15 protein-coding genes are annotated in these 15,473 nt (G+C 57.6%); 6 read left to right on the top strand and 9 right to left on the bottom strand.

Annotated features, from left to right (window positions below; all coding sequences use genetic code 11):
- Nucleotides 1–219 precede the first annotated feature (219 nt).
- Nucleotides 220–897, top strand: a complete 678-nt coding sequence (gene yrfG, locus PL263_RS12745) for a GMP/IMP nucleotidase (protein WP_278209739.1) — start codon at nt 220–222, stop codon at nt 895–897.
- Here the strand turns inward: yrfG and rhlB are convergent.
- Nucleotides 812–2,143, bottom strand: coding sequence for an ATP-dependent RNA helicase RhlB (gene rhlB / locus PL263_RS12740; RefSeq protein WP_278209738.1), 1,332 nt, complete (start codon nt 2,141–2,143; stop codon nt 812–814). The genes yrfG and rhlB overlap by 86 nt on opposite strands.
- A gap of 101 nt (nt 2,144–2,244) precedes the next feature.
- On the opposite strand from rhlB, the gene trxA reads away from it, so the two are divergent.
- From trxA to PL263_RS12720, 4 genes are all read left to right on the top strand, one after another.
- Nucleotides 2,245–2,571: a thioredoxin TrxA gene (gene trxA, locus PL263_RS12735; protein ID WP_140912070.1), complete on the top strand. Its 327-nt coding sequence runs from the start codon at nt 2,245–2,247 to the stop codon at nt 2,569–2,571.
- Between the two features lie 167 nt (nt 2,572–2,738).
- Complete coding sequence (gene rho, locus PL263_RS12730; RefSeq protein WP_140912071.1) at nt 2,739–3,995, top strand: transcription termination factor Rho; 1,257 nt, start codon at nt 2,739–2,741, stop codon at nt 3,993–3,995.
- A gap of 242 nt (nt 3,996–4,237) precedes the next feature.
- Nucleotides 4,238–5,908, top strand: coding sequence for an ABC transporter ATP-binding protein/permease (locus PL263_RS12725; protein ID WP_278209737.1), 1,671 nt, complete (start codon nt 4,238–4,240; stop codon nt 5,906–5,908).
- Nucleotides 5,909–6,157: 249 nt separating this feature from the next.
- Complete coding sequence (locus tag PL263_RS12720) at nt 6,158–6,418, top strand: hypothetical protein (protein ID WP_278209736.1); 261 nt, start codon at nt 6,158–6,160, stop codon at nt 6,416–6,418.
- Here PL263_RS12720 and PL263_RS12715 read toward each other — a convergent pair.
- The gene (locus PL263_RS12715) at nt 6,400–6,852 is read right to left on the bottom strand and encodes a molybdenum cofactor biosynthesis protein MoaE (protein ID WP_278209735.1); all 453 of its coding nucleotides are present in this window, start codon (nt 6,850–6,852) and stop codon (nt 6,400–6,402) included. The genes PL263_RS12720 and PL263_RS12715 overlap by 19 nt on opposite strands.
- Before the next feature lie 5 nt (nt 6,853–6,857).
- Complete coding sequence (locus tag PL263_RS12710; protein WP_278209734.1) at nt 6,858–7,091, bottom strand: MoaD/ThiS family protein; 234 nt, start codon at nt 7,089–7,091, stop codon at nt 6,858–6,860.
- A 49-nt stretch (nt 7,092–7,140) separates the two neighbouring features.
- Here PL263_RS12710 and moaC point away from each other — a divergent pair, with 49 nt between their 5' ends.
- A complete protein-coding gene (moaC, locus tag PL263_RS12705; RefSeq protein ID WP_278209733.1) occupies nt 7,141–7,638 on the top strand; it encodes a cyclic pyranopterin monophosphate synthase MoaC in 498 nt (165 codons plus the stop codon).
- Here moaC and PL263_RS12700 read toward each other — a convergent pair.
- The 6 genes from PL263_RS12700 to rlmH form a co-directional block, all read right to left on the bottom strand.
- Entirely contained in the window at nt 7,635–8,210 is a 576-nt protein-coding gene (locus tag PL263_RS12700; protein WP_278209732.1) for an outer membrane protein assembly factor BamC, read from the bottom strand. The two genes, moaC and PL263_RS12700, sit on opposite strands and share 4 nt — an antisense overlap.
- An 8-nt stretch (nt 8,211–8,218) precedes the next feature.
- Nucleotides 8,219–9,037, bottom strand: coding sequence for a carbon-nitrogen hydrolase family protein (locus tag PL263_RS12695; RefSeq protein WP_278209731.1), 819 nt, complete (start codon nt 9,035–9,037; stop codon nt 8,219–8,221).
- Between the two features lie 70 nt (nt 9,038–9,107).
- Nucleotides 9,108–12,908 carry a YhdP family protein gene (locus tag PL263_RS12690; protein WP_278209730.1) on the bottom strand — a complete coding sequence of 1,267 codons (3,801 nt, stop codon included), beginning with the start codon at nt 12,906–12,908 and terminating at the stop codon, nt 9,108–9,110.
- A 9-nt stretch (nt 12,909–12,917) separates the two neighbouring features.
- Nucleotides 12,918–14,375, bottom strand: a complete 1,458-nt coding sequence (rng, locus tag PL263_RS12685) for a ribonuclease G (protein ID WP_140912080.1) — start codon at nt 14,373–14,375, stop codon at nt 12,918–12,920.
- Entirely contained in the window at nt 14,372–14,950 is a 579-nt protein-coding gene (locus PL263_RS12680; protein ID WP_278209728.1) for a Maf family protein, read from the bottom strand. Before PL263_RS12680 ends, rng begins: the two co-directional genes overlap by 4 nt.
- A 4-nt stretch (nt 14,951–14,954) precedes the next feature.
- Complete coding sequence (gene rlmH / locus PL263_RS12675) at nt 14,955–15,419, bottom strand: 23S rRNA (pseudouridine(1915)-N(3))-methyltransferase RlmH (protein ID WP_278209727.1); 465 nt, start codon at nt 15,417–15,419, stop codon at nt 14,955–14,957.
- Nucleotides 15,420–15,473: the final 54 nt, after the last annotated feature.

Raw genomic sequence — 15,473 nt, 5'->3', positions numbered from 1 at the left:
CTTATGTTCGGCAGCGGCCGGTATCGGCATGGGCTGGCCGAATCCGAGTCGGGGTTTAACTGTCAGTTTACGCATCATGCTTCTTGGGTCTAGCGCCTGGACTTGGGCTGGCATTGTAAAACGTTGCCGCTGCGGCGGATAGCATCGAATTCCCCGGCGCTGCCGCTTCGCGCGGTGCGCGGCTTATAATCGGCGAATATTTAACGGAGATCTCTAGCAATGTTGGATTGGCGGCAAATCGATACGGTGATGTTGGACATGGACGGCACCCTGCTGGACCTGAATTTCGATAACCATTTCTGGCAGGAATTCGTACCTTTGCGTTTTGCCGAGTTGCACGGTTTGACTCTGGAGCAGGCCAAGCAGGAGTTGGCGCCGCGGGTCAAGGCGATGGAAGGCCGTTTGGAATGGTATTGTCTGGATTACTGGAGTAGCGAGCTAAATTTGAACATCGCCGGATTGAAGCAGGAATTGGCTGGCCTGATCGCGGTGCATCCTCATGTGGTGGAGTTTTTGGATGCGCTGCGCGGCCGGCGGCGGCTGTTATTGGTGACCAATGCCCATCGCGACAGTCTCAGTCTGAAAATGGAGAAGACCTGTCTGCACCGGTTTTTCGACGAGATTGTAAGTTCCCACGATTTCGGCTTTGCCAAGGAGCAGCAGGGATTTTGGCAAGCGCTGCAGGAGCGGCATGTATTTGAGAAGCAGCGCAGTTTATTGGTCGACGATAGCCTGGCCGTGCTGCGCTCGGCCAGGCAATTCGGTATCGCTCATCTGGTCTCGATCAGCAAGCCGGACAGCCGGCGTCCGGTCAGGCCGATTGCGGAGTTTCCGGCGATTGAGGATTTTCGGGCGTTGATGCCGGGCTTGCTGCCGGATGCGGCCGATGTTCCCTAGGCTTACGGTCCGGCCGGGGCGGGCGTTTACCGTGCTGGACTACCCGTTCCCGCGGTTCGCGGCGCTCGGGCTTGGCGACCTGATCGGCCAGTAGTTCCGGTTCGATCGATGCTACCGGTACTTTTTCGCCGATGTAGTCTTCGATGTCCGGCATCGAGTAGGCGTATTCCTCGCAGATGAAGCTGATCGCTTCGCCGCTGGCGCCGAAGCGGGCGGTGCGGCCGATGCGGTGCACGTAATCTTCGACGTCTTGCGGCAGGTCGTAGTTGAACACGTGGGAGACGTCCGGAATATGCAGGCCGCGGGCGGCCACGTCGGTGGCGATCAGCAGGTTGACCTGGTTGTCCTGAAACGCGGCGAGCAGTTTTTGGCGCTTTTCCTGCGGCACGTCGCCGCTCAACATCGCGACTTTGTAGCCGTTGGCCTGCAGGTAGTCGTCCAGCCGTTCCGCGCAACGCTTGGTGTTGACGAAGACGATGCTGCGTTGCGGCTGGTGATGTTTCAATAAGCCCAGCAGCAACGGAATTTTCTGGTCGTTGGCCGGGCAATAGGCGATTTGTCTGATCGCTTTCGAGGTGACTTCTTCCGGTTCGATCCGGATCAGCACCGGGTTGTTCATGTGTTCGTAAGCCAGTTCGGTGACTTTGTAGGACAGCGTGGCCGAGAACAACAGGTTCAGGCGTTTATCGGCCGGCGGCATCCGCCGTAGCAGAAAGCGAATGTCTTTGATAAAACCCAGGTCGAACATGCGATCGGCTTCGTCGAGTACCGTGACCTGGATGTTATCCAAGGTGAATGCGCCCTGTTTGTAAAAATCGATGATGCGTCCCGGCGTGCCGATGATGATGTCGACGTTGGTTTTGATCTTGTCCAGCTGTTTTTGGTAGTCGGTGCCGCCGTAGATCAACGCGAATTTCAGGTTCAGATACTTGCTCAACACCAGCGCGTCCTTGTGGATCTGGATCGCCAGCTCGCGGGTTGGCGCTAAGATCAAGGCCCGCGGGTTCTTGATTTTTTCGCTTTCGTCGTTGATCAGGTGCTGGAACGTCGCGAGCAGGAAGGTCGCGGTCTTGCCGGTGCCGGTTTGCGCTTGGCCGGCGATGTCTTTGCCGCGCAGGGATAAGGGTAACGACTTGTCCTGGATCGGAGTGCAGTTGATGAATCCCGCTTCTTTCAGACCTTTGATGATGGAGTCGGACAGCTCCAAATTGCTAAATCGCGTTTCCGTTAAGTGTGTTTTTTTCATAACTCGCTAGAATAACTCAAAACGCTGCGCGGTTGAAATCGATTGACAATTTAAGCGCGGCGAAACTATATTCATTGCTTTGCAAACTTATGGAGAATGGCGTGAGCGACCTAGTGCTTCATGTATCAGACGCTGATTTCAACGAAACTGTGTTAAAAGCCGGCTCGCCGGTATTGGTCGACTACTGGGCCGAATGGTGTGGCCCTTGCAAAATGATTGCTCCGGTGCTGGATGAAATTGCAGCCGAGTACCAAGGCAAACTGACCGTCGCCAAACTCAACATCGACGAAAACCCGAAAACCCCGCAACATTACGGTGTGCGCGGAATTCCCACTTTGATGATTTTCAAGGGCGGCGAAGTCGAGGCTACCAAAGTCGGCGCCTTGACCAAGTCGCAGTTGGCCGCGTTTATCGACAGCAACCTGTAAACAGGCTGTAACCGGACTTGTCGAAAATGTTTTGATAAGTCCGGTTATTGCGCTAGAATTCCGCCCGCTAGCTTCTCGCACCCCGATCGCCCGAGTTTTCCAACACACTTCTTCCGCCGTAAACAGCCTTCTGCTGTTTTGCATTTCTTCCATTTCCCTAAGTCAACATGAACCTTACCGAGTTAAAACTTAAACAACCGACAGAAATCATCGCTATCGCAGAATCCCTGGGGTTGGAAAACATCGACAGAGCCCGAAAGCAGGAACTGATTTTCTCGATCTTGAAGAAGCAGGCGAAGAGCGGGGAGGATATATACGGTGACGGGGTACTGGAAATCTTGACCGACGGCTTCGGTTTTCTGCGCACGCCGGGTTGTTCTTATCTGGCAGGGCCGGATGACATTTACGTATCGCCCAGCCAGATCCGCCGTTTCGGCTTGCGCACCGGCGATACCGTCAGCGGCAAGATTCGGCCGCCGAAAGAGGGTGAGCGTTACTTTGCGATGCTGAAGGTAGAGAGCATCAACTTCGAGTCTCCCGAGCAAGCCAAGAACAAAATTTCCTTTTCCAACCTGACACCCCTCTTCGCCAACAAACGTTTCCGCCTCGAGCAGGGCAACGGGACCAGCGAGGATTTGACCGCCCGCATCATCGATTTGATCGCGCCGATCGGCAAGGGTCAGCGCGGTTTGATCGTATCGCCGCCGAAAGCCGGTAAAACGATGATCATGCAAAGCATCGCCCATGCGATTGCCGAGAATAATCCGGAGTGTTATCTGATCGTATTGCTGATCGACGAGCGTCCGGAAGAGGTGACCGAGATGGAGCGTTGCGTGCGCGGCGAAGTGGTCTCCAGCACCTTCGACGAACCGGCTACCCGCCACGTGCAGGTCGCCGACATGGTGATCGAAAAAGCCCGGCGCATGGTTGAGCACAAGCACGACGTGGTTATTCTGTTAGACTCGATCACGCGTTTGGCTCGTGCTTACAACATGGTGGTGCCGTCTTCCGGCAAACTGCTGTCCGGCGGTGTCGATGCCAATGCCCTGGAAAAACCGAAGCGATTCTTCGGTGCTGCGCGTAATATCGAGGAAGGCGGCAGCCTGACCATCATTGCCACTGCGCTGGTCGAAACCGGTTCGCGGATGGACGAGGTGATTTTCGAGGAGTTCAAAGGTACCGGCAACATGGAGCTGCATCTGGAGCGGAAAATCGCCGAGAAGCGGGTCTATCCGGCGATCAATATCAACCGTTCCGGCACCCGCCGCGAGGAATACCTGGTCGATCCGGACGAACTGCAAAAAACCTGGATTCTGCGCAAGATTCTGCAGCCGATGGACGAATTGGCGGCATCCGAATTCTTGTTGGGCAAACTCAAAGATTTCAAAACTAACGCCGCGTTTTTCGATTCGATGAAGCGTTAACGCTTACGGCCGATGAGGCGAACGGCACTCCGCCTGCCGTTCGCTTCCGGTTCGCTCTACCCCCTCCAATCCCCCGTTGTCCCCGGTATTTCGCTGCCAAACCTAAAGAGTCCGATTCCGCTTCGAGTCGCGTTTGACATCCAACTGAAACATTTCTTGGTTGTGGATGTGCTTAATTTTGTTATATTGCGCCCCGACCTTAACGCGGAGAAATGGCCTTGCGAAACACTAGCAAATTTTTCATGCAGTTCGTCCGATTGGCGGGGCCTTTCTGGTGTTCCGAAAACAAGGCCAGTATTCGCGGACTGTCGGCGGCGTTGATTGCGCTGACTGTCGCCCAAATCGCGATTTCAGTGATTATCACCGAATGGAGCGCCGATTTGTTCGATGCTCTGGAACAACGGTCGATGTCGCGGTTCTTTACCCAAATCGGTCTGATTGTGCTGATCTTTTTGGCGAACATTGCGATCACCGCGACGCACTTGGTCATTAAACGGCGGTTGCAATTGGGTTGGCGCGGCTGGTTGACCTATAAATTGATCGGCCAATGGATGCGAGACGGTCGCCACTATCTGGTGACCCACATTCCCGGCCAGCACGACAATCCGGACGGGCGTATCGCCGAAGATGTCCGGATTTCGACCGAATATGCGATTGATCTGCTGCACACAATTTTTTACTGTGTGTTGTTACTGGTTAGTTTTACCGAGATTTTATGGACCTTGTCCGGCAGCGTTGCCATCGATCTCGGCATCGCCGAAATTCCGATTCAAGGTCATTTGGTCTGGTTGGCGCTGATCTACGCCGCCAGTGCCTCGGTTCTGGGCTGGTGGATAGGTCGACCGCTGACTACGGCGACCGATAATCGGCAAACCGTTGAAGCCAATTTCCGTTTTGCACTGGTCAAGGCCCGCGAAAACGCGCAAGCGATTGCCCTGATCCATGGGGAGCGCCACGAGAATCCGCATTTCCATCGCTTGTTCGGCAACATCGTCGACGCCTGGAATCAGCAAACCTTGGCCTGGCAACGGATCACCATGTTCAGTTCCGGCTATTCCATCCTGTCCATGGCCTTCCCCATCCTGGTGTCCGCGCCGCGCTTTATTCTGGGAACCATCAGTTTGGGCGCATTGATGCAATCGGCGCAGGCCTTCCAGCAGATGGTCGCCGCGTTGTCCTGGCCGGTCGATAACATGGGCAAGGTCGCGGAATGGCGGGCCTCGGTAGAACGCGTGCTTGGGCTGAGTAAGGCACTGGAACAATTGGAACGCGAAATCGCCAAACCCGATCCGCACCGCATTCGCAGAGTCAAGCAAGATAACTCGATGTTGGCATTCCGCAATTTGTGCATTAGTCGGCTGGACAACATCGTCTGTATTTCGATGCTAAACGAGGAAATCCGCGCCGGCGAAAGGGTGTTGATTGCCGGTAACGCGTTCTCCGGCAACAAATTGTTTAAGGCGATTGCAGGATTGTGGCCGTGGGGCGAAGGCACCATCGAACTGCCGGACGACGAACAGATGTTTTTCATGCCGCCCAAACCGTATTTGCCGACCGGCAACCTGCGCGCTTCAATTTGTTATCCGGCCGATGCCGGTAGCTTCGACCAGCAACTATTGATCGACACCCTGCAGTTGGTTGGTGTCGGCGAGTTGGTGGAGCAGCTGGAACAGCACGCCGATTGGGATAAAACTCTGGAGCGCGAGCAAAAGCAACGTTTGGGTTTGGTGCGCTTGCTGTTGCATAAACCGAAGTGGATTTTGATGCAGGAAGCCTTTGATTCGCTCGATCCGGACGGCGAAGTGGAGATGGTCAATCTGATCCACAAAAAGTTGCCGCAAGCGGCGATGCTGACCATAACCAAACAACCGACGATACAGAACTTGCACAAACGCCGGATTACCTTGAGTTGAGCGCTTGCCCACGACCAGGCTCCAACAAAATTTTTGCTCGAAAAGTGGGGTATTTGGTTTCTGAAACGTCTTAATGGATAAGGCGCCCGCCGATCGGCGGAGGCGCCGGGGTGTTAGTCCTTAAGAAAACTCTGAGCGATATGATTCTGCAGGCCGTGTCTAAACTGCTTTGAACGGAATCGACTCTATGTCGTTCGCTGAAACCTGGGGCAGCGTTTAATCGAAGCTTCCTTCTGTTCGGGTAATGTTATGAAACCAAGACATTCGCGCAGCAAGCCGGCGGATTTGGCCGCGGAAAAGTTGGAAGCCGCTTTTCCGTCGGCCCGCTATTTTCAAGTTCACTTCGAATATCTTCACGAAACCATCGCTGAACTGAAGCAGCAGATCGAAACGGCGAATCGGCAAATTGCCGAGTTGCAGCGGCGGTTGCCGGAGGCGGAAGCGAAGCAGAGGATGGAACTGGACGGAAAGGCGGCCAGTGCCTTTACGACTCAAGATTGGTGTTTGTAGCCGGAGCTGTTTTTATCCACCCAGCGTTGCTCGCCGTTGGTCAGCATTTCCCGTTTCCAGAACGGCGCCCGGCTTTTCAGATTCTCCATGATGAAACGGCTGGCGTCGAAGGCGTCGCCGCGATGTTCGGACCATACCGCGACCAATACCAGCGAGTCGTTGGGTTCGACCCGGCCGACGCGATGCACGACCAGCGTATCCAAAACCCGCCATTGGCTTGTTGCCTGTTCGACTATATGCAGCAGTTGCTTCTCGGTCATGCCGGGGTAATGTTCCAGGTACATGCCGGATACGGCATCGCCTTGGTTGAAATCGCGCATGGTGCCGACGAACACGGCCGTCGCGCCGTATTTTCCGGCCATGCCGGCCGCTTGTTGGTGGTTAGCGATTTCTTGCCAGGGATCGAAAACCGTATCCGATAATTTCACCGCCATGGTCTTCAACCTCCCGTCACCGGCGGAAAAAACGCCACCTCGTCGCCGTCCGCGACCAGACTGTCCAGGTTGGCGTAATTCATATTGATCGCCGCCAGCAATGCGCTGGGCCGAGCCAGATCGGGATTGGCCAACTGCCATAGTTCGCCCACCGAAACCGGGGTGGAAACGACGAATTCGTCGCCGTCACGACCGACGTATTCTTTCAAACTTGCGAAGTACAGCACTTTGATCGACATTCTGTTTCACCGGGTAATACAATGCGTTTATTTAATCTTTCAGTCTGTCATGTCCAATTCGCCGCTTACCCACTTCAACGCTGCCGGGGATGTCCACATGGTCGATGTCGGCGCCAAAGCCGTTACCCAACGCAGCGCGGTTTGCGAGGGCTATATCGAGATGCGGCCGGAAACGCTGGCATTGATTGTAAACGGCGCACATAAGAAAGGCGATGTGCTTGGCGTGGCCCGGATCGCCGGGATCATGGCCAGCAAGAAGACCGCCGAGCTGATTCCGTTGTGCCATCCGTTGCCACTGACCCATGTCGAAATCGACCTGCAGCCCCAGACCGCTCTGAATCGGGTTTACTGTCGAACCTTGGTCAAAACCAGCGGCCAGACCGGCGTCGAAATGGAAGCGCTGACCGCCACCCAAATTGCGCTATTGACCATCTACGACATGTGCAAGGCGGTCGACCGCGGCATGACTATCCAAGGCGTGCGCCTGTTGGAAAAGAGCGGCGGCAAATCCGGCGACTGGCGGGCGGATGCCGTCGCCGCGCCTTAATTTTCCGGTTTGGCTTGCGGATTCCGGTTCAGAATTTTCTCGTCTATGGTTTTGTGCAGCAGGCGCAACAGCTCCGCCGAGCCGTCCTCGTCGGTCTCCATATCTTCCGGTTTGGCCAGGGCCGCGTTAACGCGGATGCCGCCGGTTTGTTCCTGCAACGTGATCAAATATTCGGCTTCGGCGTAATGGTTGTTCAGCAAGGTTCTGATCAGGCTCAGATCCTTGCCGGCCGTGTCCGGGTCGTAACGTACCTGGAACCTGCCGTCCTGCTGATTTTTGTCGAGGATCTCGATGTCGGTGATTTTTAATGCCGTTGCGATCATTTCCCAGGCCCGTTCTTCGCGGGTCTTCAAGGTGAGCAGCGGTTTGTCGCCGTCGGTGAAGGTCATCAGCCCGGCCAGAGCCGATTTCGGCTTCAGATCGTCGGAGTCGAGGGCCGGTTGCGGGTTAGTGTGCTCGATCGGCAGCACCGGCGGTAATTCCAGATGGTGGGTATCGCGGTACTTCTCCGGCGTTTCGCCGCAGGCGGCCAACAGCAGGCAGGGAAGCGCGTAGCGGACTCGTTTCAACATAGCCGGATTCACTCGCAAAAATAGCGTCTGTGTTCCAACACCGGGAACGACACCCGCATCTTTTCCAGTCGGTTCTTGTCGACTTCGCCGCAGACGAAGCCGGGGCCGGTCTTGTAGCAATCCAGCACCACGCCCCAGGGGTCGATGACCATGCTGTGGCCGAAAGTTTGGCGGCCGTTCATATGAAAGCCGCCTTGGTTGGGCGCCAGCACGTAGCACAGGTTTTCGATCGCCCGCGCTCGCAGTAGTACTTCCCAGTGCGCAGCGCCGGTTTTGGCGGTGAAAGCTGACGGAATCACCAGGATGTCCAGGCCTTTGCGGGTCATGGGCCGGAAAAACTCCGGGAAACGCAGGTCGTAGCAGACCGCGACACCGAGGCGGCCGAACGGGGTATCGATCACACAGGAATCTTCGCCGGCTTCCACCGAATCCGATTCCCGGTATTCCTCGGCGGTATCGGGGACGCTGACGTCGAACAAGTGCACCTTGTCGTAACGCGCCACGCGTTGGCCCTGGTCGTTGTAGATCAGGCAGGCAGCGCGCACTTTATTCGGGACCGAGGCTTGCATCGGCATGGTGCCGCCAATGATCCAAGTGCCGTATTTTTTCGCCGTCGCAGCCAGGAACTCCTGAATCGGGCCCTGTCCGTCCGGCTCGCCGACCTTGACTTTGTCGTACTCGTTCATGCCCATGATGGCAAAGTTTTCCGGCAAAGCCACCAGCTTGGCGCCGGCTTTGACGGCTTCGGCAATTTGTTTTTCGGCTTCGAGCAAATTGGCGCTGACTTGCGGCCCGGAAGCCATTTGGATGGCGGCACATAGTGTCATGAGTGGTCCCTGATGGTATTTAGTTGGTTGCGTCGATCGGGGTGGGCAGTTCTTGCTGGCGCTGAACCGGTCATTTGCCGAGCGAATCCAGCCATTCGAAGCCGGTCAGGCTGCGCCAGGCTTTCTTCACCAAACCGTCCTGGTCGTGCAGCGGCGTCACTTCGACATTGCCCCATGGCCCGCTCAGTTTGTATTGCGAGCCGAAAAAATATCCCTCTTTGTAATCGTCGGTCACCGCTTGGGTAATCATCGCGGCGATGCCGCCGACGATTGTACCAGCAATGGGAACGGCGCCGGAACTCTTAGGTACCACGGCTACCCGTTGGTCCACGATCTTCTGTACCAAGTCGGCGTTGCCGGCGACACTGAGTTTGGCCGACACCGCGTCGATGACCAAATCGTCGGAATAGGCCAGGCCGTTACTGATCTTGACGGTACCGGTAATCGTATCGAAGGCCAGCCCCTGGCGGAAAACGTCGCTGAAATCCAGGCTCAGGCGTTTGGCCCATTGTTCCATCGCGATCAGCCCCAGCAAGCGGCCGAAGCCGGGTTCGATGCTGGAAATGCGGCCGTCGCTGAGTTTGAGCCGGAGTTGGCCGTTGACGCCGGCCAGCGAAAACTGCTGCGGGCCGCCGCGCCAACTGCCGTTAAAGCCGATTTCGGCGTCGGTGCCGCGAAAGTCGTCGGTAAAGCCCAGTTGCGACAGGAACATACCGAAGCCTTTCATGTTCAATTTTCCGGTCAGTTGGGTGGAACTGACGCTGCCCAATTTCAACCAGTCGGCGCTGAAGTCGATGGTGCCGGCCACGCTGGCCAGTTGCACGTGCTTGAAATGAATGCCGTTGATCAACCGTTCGGTGCGCAGTTTCAGATTGCCCAGGTCCACATTCCGCCACAGCAATTGCTTGCTATCGATATCGATCAGCGGCAAATCGCCGACGGCCGCCTCCTCGGCGCCGCCGAAATTGAGTCCTTCCATGGCGGTCAGATTCAGATGCTCCATTTGCAGGTGGATGCGCTCGGCGCCTCCGCGTTGGTCCGGAATCGTAAAGTGGCCGCGCGCCATCGTGCTGTCTATCGAGCCTTGCCACGCTTGGTCGCTATGCTGCATCCGGCAGGCGACGGCACCTAAGCGGAGTCCTTGCCAAACCAGATCGCCGCTGTCCAGCACCAACTCCTGCAGTGCCGGCAGACGCGCTTGGTTGTCGCCGGAACCGAATGCGGCCAGCGCTTCGGATAATTTGAATTGGGGCTGGCGGATTTCCAATTTCAGGCCGGGACGGTCGAAAATTTCGGCGGCGCCCTCGCCGTAAACGATATGCGCCGAACGCAAGCCGTTACTTTGGCCGTCGATTTGCAACGCCGCCCGCAGCTCCCGGCCGTAACCGATATGCAACGGCACGAATTCGCCGTCGTCCAGTATGAAACGCAAGTTCAACGGGCGTTCCTCGCCGGCGGTTTTGCCGAGCCGCTCCGGCGCATCCAGGCTGACGCCCTGCAGATTGCTGGTGATTTGCAAGACGTCGGCCTGGTCGGCGGCGTAAGGCAGGGTCAGTGCGGCCTGGTAATTGAAGCCGCCCTTGGCCGCCTGGGTTTTCAAGAAAGAGAACTGCTTTTGTAAGCGCTCGACGTCGGTGACGCCGCTGATCAGCAATTGCGTTGCGGTGTGGTCGCTTTGCAACTGGCCGCGGATCGGATAGCCCAGGGTTCTGGCTTCCAGCGGGCTACTACTGACGCGGTCTTCGGTGAAGTGCAGCACGCCGCCGATGTTGTCGACCATTAGATCGACCGGCTTCAGCAGCAGGCGCGCCTTATCCAGATGGGCATCGACTTTCACCGTGGTGGGCAGGGTGTCGTAATAGGCGATTTTCAGGTCCAAGTCGACTTGGGTGTCGCCTTCCGGCGCCAGTACTTTGGCTAGCGGATCGGTTTTGACGTGCAGCGGGGTCTTTTGCAGATATTGCAGACTTTGCGGCAGCTTGCTGTGTACTTGGCCCCAGACGTAGACGTAATCGCTGTCGGCCAGGTCCGGAATCGTCACGACGGCCTGATCGATACCCACTTCTTCGCTATGGCCGCCGTCGATCGCAACTTGCAAGTCGGCGCCAAGAAACTGCACGTCGGCATGCACCGCGCGCAAATGCGGCCATAAGGCATTGAACTGGATTTCGCCGTCGTCTATCGCAAACACCACTTCGAAACGGCCGGCGCCGGAGGTGAACGGAAAGTCCGCCAGCTTGCCCTGCAAGCGCATTTCGCCCTTATCGATATGGCCGCCGACAAAGGCGTCGTCCAGCCAGGCTAATGCATCCTTACCCATGATTTTGGCCGGCAGGTAGCGCGGCACCTGGCTGATGTCCGCGAAATTGCCGAAGCGGGTGCGCATGTCGATTACCGGACTGCCGCCGTCGTGCGGGATGCTCAATTGCAGGCGGGTGGTGGTTTGGAAGTCGGCGCTATCCAACTGCAGGCCGTCGCTGGAAAATTGCCAATCGTTATCGGTTTGCACCCAGTCCAGCCGGCCGGTCAGGCGGGCGATTTCCAGTTGGTCCCGAAACATGGCCGGCGCGTCGAAATCGGCGCGTTCCGTGTCGAAAACCAGCCGGCCGCCCTGGTCGCCGGCCGTGATGCTGCCGCGTAAGCCCTGCACTTGCGGCATGCCGTCGACGGCGTCGATGCCGAGCTCGGCAAATTCGCCGCTCAAGGCGTAATGTTGCTGTGCGCTATCGATATACAGCGCCGTGTTATGCAATTCGCCGCGCGGATTCAGCTTCAACCAGCGTTCGAAGCCGGCGGCGTCGCCCAGAAACGGCGCCGTCAAATGGTCCAATGCTTGCAGATTCAGGGCTTCGATGCGGCCGCCGACATTGCCTTGGGCGTCGCGCTGCAGGTAAAACTCGCCGCCGTGCCAGCGTTGGCGGTTGCTGACCGCGTTCATGTCGTAAACGCCCCAGCGCTGGCGGCCGTCGGTTTCGCTCCAGGCCAGATTGCCCTCGAAGGTGTCCAGTTGCAGGGCTTTGCCGGTCTGTTTGCCGAGCTTGATTTGCTGGCCCTGCACGTAACCGGCAATCCGGTAGGGCGTCGAGTCGCGCCAATCGCTCCAGAGCCGAATATCGCCCGAACCCGAATACAAGTGCAGGCCGGCCGGTAAATCTTCGATCAACCAGGCCGGACCTTGCAGATTGTCGCCTTCGATATAAAGCCGACCGTTGAGGGCGTTGGCCTGGAAAATATTGCCGTGCAGTAGTGCGGAAATCCGCAAGTTGTCGCCTAAGGAATCCGGCAGCCGGCTGATTAAGTGGATTTCGTGGTCCTCGCTGCGGTTTTCGATGCGCAAGTCGAAGTCGGCGATCGTCACCGGCGGCCGCTGCCGTTTCAAGTCCAGCCAGGTGACCTGGCTTTGCAGGATTTCGTATTGGCCGCCTTCCAGCAGCCACAGCGGCTGTTCGTCGCTGCTATGCAAGCCCTTGATGCGCAGGGCGCCGTCGGCATCGCGGATAATGTCCAGTTTGGCGCCGACCAGCGTGACCCAGCCGGAGGCCATGGCATCCTGGGTGAACAACCATTCCAGCAAATTGATGCCGAGCCGCACCTGTTGCAAACTGATCGCCGGTTTGGTGCCGGCTTCCGCGGCGTCTATGGTAATGTCGCGCAGAATCAATTCCGGGCTGAAGCCGCGCATCTTGGCGCTGAGCCGGCCTATGTGCAGCGGCACCCCGCTGATGCGGCGAATTTCGCTTTCCAGCCGTTGGCGGTGGTCGGCGATATCGATCAGAAACAGCCTGACCGCGCTCAATGCCAGCGCCGCCGCGATCAGCGACCAGAACAGCAGGTGCCGGGTGGCCCGGCTGACATGGCGGTGGATAACCAAAACTTAGGCCTATAGCAACACCACGTCGTAGTGTTCCTGGTTGTATTCGGCTTCGGCGCGAATCTTGATCGCCACCTTCAGAAATACTTCCAGCTCGGCCAGCATGTCGGCTTCCTCGTCCAGCAGCATTTCCACCACCTGCTCAGAGGCCAGGACCAGAATTTGCTGCACGCTGTATTGGCGCACCACCCGGATGATTTCGCGGAAAATCTCCAGGCAGATCGACTCGGCGGTTTTCAGCACGCCGCGACCGCCGCAAGTCGAGCAAGGTTCGCACAGAATGTGCTCCAGGCTCTCCCGGGTGCGTTTGCGGGTCATTTCCACCAAGCCCAGCGCCGACACCTCGGTGATCTTGGTCTTGGCGTGGTCTTTTTCCAGATTGCGTTGCAGCGCGGCCAACACTTGTTTCTTGTGCTCGTCGCTTTGCATGTCGATGAAATCGATAATGATGATGCCGCCCAGATTGCGCAGCCGCAGCTGGCGGGAAATGGTTTGCGCCGCTTCCAGATTGGTCTTGAAGATGGTTTCTTCCAGGTTGCGGCCGCCGACGTAGCCGCCGGTATTGACGTCCACCGTCGTCATCGACTCGGTCTGGTCGAACACCAGATGGCCGCCGGACTTGAGCTTGACCTTACGGTCCAGCGCCTTGCTGATCTCGTCTTCGACGTTGTAGATGTCGAACACCGGCCGTTCGCCGGAGTAATGTTCGATCACCGAGACGATTTCCGGGACGAAGGTCTCGGCGAATTCGACCAGCTTCAAAAAGGTTTCCTTGGAATCGACCCGGATTTTTTCGATGCCGTCTTTGTACAAATCGCGCAAGGTGCGGATGCTGAGCGGCAGGTCTTCGTGGATCAAGGATTTGACCTTGGCCTTTTTGCTCTTGTCCAGGATCGATTCCCAGAGTTTGTGCAAGAAGGTCATGTCGGAATACAGAATCACTTCCTCGACGCATTCGGCGGCGGTGCGGGCAATGAAGCCGCCCGGCACCTGGTGTTTTTGCTGGTAGGCCTCGATGCAGGCCCGCAGCCGGGTGCGCTCGGACTCGCATTCGATGCGCTGCGACACGCCGGAGTTGCCGGCATAAGGCATGTAGACCTGGTAGCGCGACGGAATCGAAATGTCGGTGGTGAGCCGGGCGCCCTTGTTGCCGAGCGGGTCTTTAGTGACTTGCACCACCAGCTTCTGGCCTTCCTTCAGGTAATGTTCGATGTTCTCCGAACCCTTTTCCGCCAGTTCCTGGCTGCTGAAGTCGGATAAATGCAGAAAGGCGGCCTTGTCCAGGCCGATATCGACGAAGGCGGCCTGCATGCCCGGCAATACCCGGCAGACCTCGCCCTTGTAAATGTTGCCGACCAAGCCCTTTTGGCGAACGCGCTCGATGATCAGTTCCTGCAACACGCCGTTTTCGATGACGGCGACCCGGGTTTCCGGCGGCGTCACATTGATTAATATTTCTTCGCTCATTGAATTACTTCTATGCCGGCTTGGCTCAACAGTTGTGCGGTTTCGAACAGCGGCAGGCCCATCACCCCGGAAAAACTGCCGGCGATCGACTCGATAAACACGCTGGCCAGTCCCTGAATCGCATAGGCACCGGCTTTATCGCAAGGTTCCCCAGTTTGCCAATAGGCCACGATTTCCTGGTGGCTGAGGGGGCGGAAACGGACTTCGCTGACGCTCAAGGCCTGCCAATGGGTTTGCCCGCTACGCAAGGATACCGCGCTATACACCTGGTGGCTGCGGCCGGACAGCCGGCTCAGCATTTCGATGGCATGTTGCAGATCGTCGGGCTTGCCCAGAATCCGGCCGTCGCAAATCACGCTGGTGTCGGCGGCCAGTATCGGCAAGCGGCTGTCGCTTTGCGCCGCACACACGGCCGATTTTTCGGCCGCGACCCGCTCGACATAGGCGGCCGGGGCTTCGCCGGGGAACGGGGTTTCGTCGATGTCGACGGCCATGACGGCGTGGCGGATGCCGATTTGGGCCAGTAATTCGCGGCGGCGCGGCGAGGCCGAGGCCAGGATCAATTGTGCTTGCATACCGTTAACGGTGGTAAGGATGGTTGTTGAGCAGACTCCAGGCCCGGTAAATTTGTTCGGCAACGACGATACGCACCAGCGGATGCGGGAAGGTCAGCGGCGACAGGCTCCAAGATTCGCGCGCCAACTCTTTGACCTGCGGCGCCAGGCCTTCCGGGCCGCCAACCATCAGCGCGACCGGCTGGCCGTTGCCGAGCCAGCGCTGCAAAGCCTGCGCCAGATCGGGGGTCGACCAGGGCTTGCCGGGAATATCCAGCGTCACGACGTGGGCGCGCGGCGGCAAGGCGGCGATCATGCGTTCGCCTTCGTCGCGGGTAATGCGGGCCACGTCGCCGCTTTTGCGCTTGTCCGGCGCGATTTCGCGCAGTAGCAACTCGCACTCGCGCGGCAGCCGCTTGGCGTACTCATTATAACCTTGCTGTACCCAGTCCGGCATTTTGCTGCCGACGGCGATCAGATGAATTTGCATGGCGGGGAGGATACACAGATGTGATGGGTGTGACAATGCGAGGGCGGTTGGCGT

Origin of the sequence: Methylomonas sp. EFPC3 (assembly GCF_029643245.1) — a bacterium.
GTDB lineage: Bacteria > Pseudomonadota > Gammaproteobacteria > Methylococcales > Methylomonadaceae > Methylomonas > Methylomonas koyamae_B.
This window is presented reverse-complemented; position numbering and strand designations above follow the sequence as displayed.